5 protein-coding genes and 1 pseudogene are annotated in these 6,711 nt (G+C 61.8%); all 6 read right to left on the reverse strand.

Features of this window, described 5'->3' with window-relative positions; translation table 11 throughout:
- Positions 1–1,037: peptidoglycan-binding domain-containing protein (locus tag AC1DUU_RS19665; RefSeq protein ID WP_476785082.1), on the reverse strand; the 1,037-nt coding region annotated here is incomplete at its 3' end.
- A gap of 230 nt (positions 1,038–1,267) precedes the next feature.
- Positions 1,268–1,630, reverse strand: a complete 363-nt coding sequence (locus AC1DUU_RS19670; protein ID WP_476785083.1) for an MmcQ/YjbR family DNA-binding protein — start codon at positions 1,628–1,630, stop codon at positions 1,268–1,270.
- 27 nt (positions 1,631–1,657) lie between these two features.
- Positions 1,658–4,261 (reverse strand): ATP-dependent chaperone ClpB, encoded by a 2,604-nt coding sequence (clpB, locus tag AC1DUU_RS19675; protein WP_476785084.1) that lies wholly within the window; start codon positions 4,259–4,261, stop codon positions 1,658–1,660.
- Between the two features lie 216 nt (positions 4,262–4,477).
- Entirely contained in the window at positions 4,478–5,308 is an 831-nt protein-coding gene (locus tag AC1DUU_RS19680) for a DUF4167 domain-containing protein (protein ID WP_476785086.1), read from the reverse strand.
- A gap of 309 nt (positions 5,309–5,617) precedes the next feature.
- Positions 5,618–6,472: a peptide chain release factor N(5)-glutamine methyltransferase gene (gene prmC / locus AC1DUU_RS19685; RefSeq protein WP_476785085.1), complete on the reverse strand. Its 855-nt coding sequence runs from the start codon at positions 6,470–6,472 to the stop codon at positions 5,618–5,620.
- Positions 6,465–6,711 (reverse strand): annotated as a pseudogene (locus AC1DUU_RS19690) (peptide chain release factor 1); the annotation flags it as partial. The gene prmC and the pseudogene AC1DUU_RS19690, both read right to left, overlap by 8 nt.

Below are 6,711 nucleotides of genomic sequence, written 5' to 3' on the forward strand. Positions count from 1 at the left end.
GCCTCATTGTAGGCGCGGACCTGTTTCAGCCCCTTGTCGGCGACGATGCGCGCGACYGGCTTGTTCACCAGCTTGCCGAAATTGGCGACTTTGACGATGGTGCCGGGCCGGTTGAAATTGGCCTCCGGATTGAGCGCCTTGAGATAGGTCTCGTCCATGTGGAAACGCTCGGCCAGCATTTCGGTGACCGAGGTGAAGGACATGCGCTCGAGCATTGCCTTTTCGCTGTAGTCGGTGGGAATCGACGCGACATACGGGCCGGCCGCGTCTTCCGGCGTGATCGTGTAGGAGCCGAATGCGTCGCCGCCGGTCTCAAGCAGCGCCTGCTTGATGCCAGCGGCGTCGGTCGATTTGAGGCTGGTGCCCGTCATCTCGTTATAGGCTGCGAGCGCCTTGTCGACATTGGAGCCGAAGCGTCCGTCGATGACACCAGGGGAAGCACCGGCACGATCGAGCAGGATCTGCAGGCCAGCGACGTCCTCGCGACCCTTGACGCCGATGGACGGCTCTATGGACGCGCCGCCACCCGATCGCATCGGGTTTTCGGGAAGCGCCAGCTGGTCATCCGAGTTGGGCAACGGCTCGCGTTCGACAAGCTGCTGGCCGGGCGCCTCGGGAAAGGCATTGGGATCATTGTTGTAATAATCGTCGCCGCCGCCAAAGGGCTCGGACGGCATGGCAGGCGCATCGTCGGAGTAACCGCCGTTCTGCACCGGGCCGAGCAACTCGTCGCCCTGGCGATAATCCTGTTGCAGCTGCTGGCGGCGCAGTTCGCGGCGCAGCGCCTGACGATTGTATTGGGTCTCCGGCGGCTGCACGGCAATGACCTTGCCGGTATAGGGATCGACAAGCACGCGGTTTCCTCGGCCGTCGTAGAATATCTCGACGTCGGTGTCCTGCGCCAGGCGGATCGCATGCGGATCTGTCGCCACGCGGCGCGCCTCGAAGCGCCCCTCGACAGGTGCAACCGCAGCCATCCCCTGAAGCACCGACAGCCCGGTCGCCACGGCCGAAAGCACAATAATCTTGCGCAACATGGTCCCCAAATCTCTCCGAATCTCGACCGCCCCCAAGGCGATCCCGGTGGAATCATGATTATCCACCGTCATCAAATAACGATCTGCTAACCCTTCCAACATGAACGCGGCATGAAAATGACGGCACTTCTAGAGCCTGTTCCATTCCGATAGAATCGGAATGGGGCTCTATCTTCTTGGTGGAGCAGGATCTTTTTCGAAAACCGGTTCCCACTTTTCGCGATCATGCTCTATGCGGGCAAGCCAAGCTGCTTGCGCGTTGCCTTGGGAAGTTTTGCGGCGATAAGACGATGGCTTTCGCGGAGGTAGTCCTTGAGACCTTCCCCATCCATGCTCTCGTCGTTCTGGCGCTGGATCCATGTCATGCCGCGCGAAGCGAGGTAAGGCGCGGGCCTGAGCCCGGGCTGCTCCTTGAGGATGTCAAAGGCCATCTCGGAGCACTTGAAGGTGACGGCAAGCGCTTCGCCACCGCCAAAGCCGCCGATGGCAAACACCTTGCCGCCAACCTTCCAAACATGAGCGCCGCCCCATTGCACCACATGGGTGGTGTGGGGCAGCGAGGCGCAGAAGCCGTTGTATTCGTCCAAGGTCATTCTGCGCCCCGCCAGTATTGCTACACTTTAAGCCGCGGCTTCCGTCACCACGGTCGGCTTGGAGCGGAAGTTGAGCCGATCCGAGCCTGCCGTGATCTTGACGGTCGAGCCGTCGAGGATTTCGCCGAGCAGAATCTTCTCGGCGAGCGGGTCCTGCAGCTCCTTTTGCATGACGCGCTTGAGCGGGCGCGCGCCATAGGCCGGGTCGTAGCCCTTGTTGGCCAGCCAATCGATCGCATCCTTGTCGAGCGACAGCGTGATCTTGCGGTCGGACAACAGCTTTTCGAGCCGCTTGAGCTGGATTTCGACGATCTTGCCCATGTCCTGGCGACGCAGGCGATGGAACAGGATGATCTCGTCSACGCGGTTCAGGAACTCGGGCCTGAACGCGCTCTTTACCACGCCCATGACGTCGTCGCGGACCTTGTCGACATCCTCGCCCTCGCCGAGTGCCACCAGATATTCGGCACCGAGGTTGGAGGTCATGATGATCAACGTGTTGCGGAAGTCGACGGTGCGGCCCTGACCATCGGTCAGGCGGCCGTCATCGAGCACCTGAAGCAGCACGTTGAAGACATCGGGATGCGCCTTTTCGATCTCGTCGAACAGGATCACCTGGTAAGGCCTGCGACGCACTGCTTCGGTCAGCGTGYCGCCTTCCTCGTAGCCGACATAACCGGGAGGCGCGCCGATCAGCCGGGCCACGGAGTGTTTTTCCATGAACTCGGACATGTCGATGCGCACCAGCGCATGCTCGTCGTCGAACAGATAATCGGCGAGCGCCTTGGTAAGCTCGGTCTTGCCGACGCCCGTYGGTCCCAGGAACATGAACGAGCCGATCGGGCGGTTCGGATCCTGCAGCCCAGCACGTGCGCGCCGCACCGCCTTGGAAACGGCCTGCACGGCTTCGCCTTGGCCGACGACGCGAACGCCGATCTCGTCTTCCATGCGCAACAGCTTCTCGCGCTCGCCTGCCAGCATCTTGTCGACCGGAATACCCGTCCAGCGCGACACGACATGACCAATATGCTCGGGCGTCACGGTCTCTTCGACCATGGTGCCGCGGCCTTCGAGTGCTTCGGCCTCGACGAGCTTCTTTTCGAGTTCGGGGATGCGGCCATAGGCAAGCTCACCCGCCTTCTGGAACTCGCCCTTGCGCTGGGCGATGGCGAGTTCGTTGCGCGCTTCTTCGAGCTTGCCCTTGAGGTCGGCGGCGAGCCCGAGCTTTTCCTTTTCCGACATCCACTGGCTGGTCACCTGGGTCGACTCTTCCTCGAGCCCGGCCAGCTCCTTTTCGAGCCGTTCGAGACGATCGCGGGAGGCGTCATCCTTCTCGATCTTGAGCGCTTCGCGCTCGATCTTCAGCTGCATGATGCGGCGGTCGATCTCGTCGAGGGCCTCGGGCTTGGAATCGATCTGCATGCGCAGCCGCGAGCCTGCCTCGTCGATCAGGTCGATCGCCTTGTCGGGCAGGAACCGGTCGGTGATGTAGCGGTTGGACATCGTGGCGGCTGCAACCAGCGCAGAATCTGAAATGCGGACCTTGTGGTGCTGTTCGTATTTCTCCTTCAGCCCGCGCAGGATCGAGATGGTGTCCTCGACCGTCGGCTCCGAAACGAAGACCGGCTGGAAGCGGCGGGCAAGGGCGGCATCCTTTTCGACATGCTTGCGATATTCTTCAAGCGTGGTGGCGCCAACGCAATGCAGCTCGCCGCGCGCAAGTGCGGGCTTCAGAAGATTGGACGCGTCCATCGCGCCATCAGCCTTGCCAGCGCCGACCAGCGTGTGCATCTCGTCGATGAACAGGATGATGCCACCGGCAGCCGCGGTGACTTCCGAAAGCACGGCCTTCAGCCGCTCCTCGAACTCGCCGCGATACTTCGCGCCAGCAATCAGCGCGCCCATGTCGAGCGCCATCAACTGCTTGTCCTTCAGCGATTCCGGCACGTCGCCATTGACGATGCGCGAAGCAAGGCCCTCGGCGATGGCGGTCTTGCCGACGCCCGGCTCGCCGATCAGCACCGGATTGTTCTTGGTCCGGCGCGACAGGACCTGGATGGTGCGGCGGATCTCGTCGTCGCGGCCGATGACCGGATCGAGCTTGCCGGCACGGGCATCCGCCGTCAGGTCGCGGGCGTATTTCTTCAAGGCATCGTATCCCTGCTCGGCAGTTGCCGAGTCGGCGGTACGGCCCTTGCGGATTTCATTGATCGCGGCATTGAGCGCCTGCGCGGTGACGCCCGCCTTGGCGAGTATCTCGGAGGTCTTGGCCGACTTCTCGACGGCGAGCGCGGTCAGTAGACGTTCGACGGTGACAAAGCTGTCGCCGGCCTTCTTGGCAAGGTCCTCTGCTGTCGAAAACACCTTGGCGAGCGGCTGGGCCATATAGAGCTGGCCGTTGCCGCCCTCGACCTTCGGCAACGCATCGAGCGCTGCCTCGACGCCAAGCTTGGCGTCGTTGGCACGGCCGCCGGCGCGTTCGATCAGCGAAGCGGCAAGGCCTTCGTCGTCATCGACAAGGACTTTGAGGATATGTTCGGGGGTGAACTGCTGGTGGTTGCGCGAAAGCGCCATCGTCTGGGCGGACTGGATAAAGCCGCGGACGCGCTCGGAGTATTTCTCAAGATTCATTCTATGTCTCCATTCCGTACCCGGCCCGCTTTGCGGCACCGGTTAGGCTCAAGGTGACGGATCCGCCCAAAAGGGCCGGACCCAACTGAGCGTGATATGGTGAGTAGGACGATATCCCTCAAGGTGCATTGATCGAAGTCAAAAAACAAAAACGGCGAGGAATTTCTCCCCCGCCGTTTTGACGATTTCACGATGTTCCGGTTACCCGGCCAAGCTTCAGCTCTCGACGGCGGCAAGTCCGGTGTCGGCAGCGGGCRCTTCGCCCTCTGCCGCAGCTTCGCCTTCGGCGCGGGCGCGTTCGCCACGGCGCGGACGGCGGCTGCGACGTGGAACTTCCACTTCGCCTTCGGCTGCTACAACCGCCTGTGCCTCGACCACCGGCGCAGCTTCAGCCTGCGGTGCCTCGATTGGCGCTGCCTGAACCTGCACGGCTTCAACTTCAGCCTGCTGGGGCTCTACCTGCTGGTCGGGCTGGCGACGTTCGGGACGACGGCCCTCATTACGGGGACGGCGCTCGCGGCGGCCTTCACGCGGCTGGACTTCGCCGGCAGCTTCCGGATTGAGGGCGACCTCGGCTGGTGTGCCTTCGATATCAGGCTGCGGGCCGGTGCCGTTGACAACCGGCTGCGGCTGAACATGAACCTGCTGGGCCGGAGCCTCGGCAAAGTTGTTGCCGCCCATATCGTCGTCGCGCTCGTCATCCATGTCGGAATCGAACTCGTCGCGGCTCTGTTGCTGCTGCTGGATCGGCATCTGCGCCATGGCGGCGGCAATGATGCGGTTATAATGCTCTGCATGCTGGAGATAGTTTTCGGCCATCACCCGGTCGCCGGAGCTGTGCGCGTCTCGCGCCAGAGTGGTGTATTTTTCGGCGATCTGCTGCGCGGAGCCACGGATCTTTACATCAGGACCGTTGCTCTCATAGTTGCGCGTAAGCGGGTTGGGACCCTTGCGGTTGCTGTTGTTGCCGTTACTGTTGTTACTGTTGTTATTGTTGTTATTGTTGTTACGACCGCGCATGCGCCTATTCTGCTGTTGTGGCCTCATCAGATTCTCTTTGTGTTGAAGTATAACCCGAACGGGGGCACTTAGGCGGCCTGCCGTTTCGTAACTTTCCGCCGGTGATCGCCCGCAACATTCTTGCGTCGGCGCCACATGCCATCCTGTTTCGGTTTCATGTCACTTGCCGGACGATCCCCGCACGAAGCTAGAGCGTCGTCTACGCAAGAAGGCAGCTAGTTTCGAAGGAAACCGAATCGTTAACAGCACTGCCTGCTTCGTCTCATCCGGTTGCCGGAACCTAGCGGCATTCACTTTCCTTGCCAAGCGGTTTTTTGCGGTGCCGAAAGGCCATGGTCAGCGCCGGAATACGAGCACCCGGTCGTTGCCACCCAAGTCCTTGTGCTGGGCGAACAAAATGTAACCGGCCTGCTCGAATATCTCAGTCACGTCGCGCCGCTGGTCGTGCCCGATTTCGAGCCCGACAAGGCCATCTTTCTCAAGATGGCGCGCAGCACCCGACGCGATCGTTCTGTATGGCTCAAGACCGTCCGGGCCGCCGTCGAGCGCGCGGCGCGGATCAAAATTGCGAACCTCGTTCTGCAAATCCTCGATCTCTAGTGAAGCTATATAGGGAGGATTTGAGACTATTAAATGGTGAAGACCATGAATCTCAGCAAACCAGTCGGATTTTTTTGCTGAAAAGCGCGCGGAAACGCCGAGCTGGGCGGCATTGGCCGCCGCGGTTGCCAGCGCATCGTCGGAAACGTCGACACCGATCGCCACGGCTTTCGGCTCCTGGGTGACCAGCGCCAGCGCAATCGCACCGGTGCCGGTACCGAGATCGAGAATGCGGCAGATGCCCGCGCGCGCCACAGTCTCGCGGACGAAGGGCAAGACCGCATCGACCAGCGTTTCGGTGTCGGGGCGCGGCTCCAGCGTCTCGGCGGAGAGGTTGAGGCGCATGCCGTAGAATTCGCGGTAGCCCAAGATGCGGTGGACGGGTTCGCCTGATATACGGCGGTCGAGCGCTGCTTCGATCTCAGCCACCTGCCCGACGAGCCTGTCGGGCGACGAAATCGCATCGGTGCGCGTCGTGCCGGAAAAATGTTCGACGATCAGCCGTGAATCAAAGGCCGCGTCGGTTATGCCCGCGCCGGCCAGCCGCTGGCGTGCGTGGCGCAGGAGTTCGCCGAGTGGGCGCTTAGCCATCCGAGCCCATGTCAGCCAGGAGCTTGGACTGATGATCGGAGATCAGCGCGTTGATGACTTCGTCGAGTTCGCCCATCATCACCCGGTCGAGCTTGTAGAGCGTCAGGTTGATGCGGTGGTCGGTCAGGCGCCCTTGCGGGAAATTGTAGGTGCGGATGCGTTCTGAGCGATCGCCCGAACCGACCTGCGACTTGCGCGACGAGGAACGTTCCTCGTCGGCGCGGCTGCGCTCCATATCA

The sequence above is a fragment of the Aminobacter sp. P4_H6_2 genome (assembly GCF_056400805.1).